This is a genomic window from Paraburkholderia sp. CNPSo 3272 (assembly GCF_024206495.1).
Lineage (GTDB): Bacteria > Pseudomonadota > Gammaproteobacteria > Burkholderiales > Burkholderiaceae > Paraburkholderia.
This window is the reverse complement of sequence record NZ_JAMBPQ010000122.1, coordinates 1-529: the sequence shown is the minus strand read 5'-3', so window position 1 is coordinate 529 and position 529 is coordinate 1. Positions and strand designations below refer to the sequence as shown.

The window sequence follows — 529 nt, the reverse complement described above, 5'->3', positions numbered from 1 at the left end:
AAACGGAAGAAGATTGGATTTGGTTCACCACAGCACCCATACTTGCAGAAATACGAGCTCGAGGCTCAGTCAACTGTCCGGGTTCGGAGCGGTAAGTGGAAGCGGCGCCACCAGCTTTCTTTCGGGCTGCGAGCCCTTGAAGGACAAACGGGCTACCGCTTCCTGCGAAAGGAAAGGATCAGTTTCCAGACGCAGTAAGCAATATACAAGTAGGCAAAGAAAGCCGCTCAAACCGCTAGCGCCTGCCACGGTTCACATCGCGCCGCTAACGGTGAATGGCTCCGGAGCGTCTGTCACTCCGTACCTTCAAAGTCGGTGACAAGGCAGTCATCCTTCCGGCGGCGCTCCGCGCGCCGAAGGGCATAACCTGAAACCATTGGTGCGCGTGCATCCTCGCCGAGGCTGACAGCGCCCCTGGTGTCCCATGCAGCCCCAACCGCAGCGCGCGTAGCGAGCAGCGGGATGAATGACTGCCTTGTCACTCACTTTGGTGGTGCGAGGTGACAGACGCTCCGGAGCCATTCACCAT

The 529-nt window shown here is 58.6% G+C and carries 1 protein-coding gene; it reads left to right on the top strand.

The features are described from left to right. A partial coding sequence (locus tag M3I53_RS38100) for a hypothetical protein (RefSeq protein ID WP_254320785.1) occupies window positions 1-198 on the top strand: 198 nt, incomplete at its 5' end. Window positions 199-529: the final 331 nt, after the last annotated feature.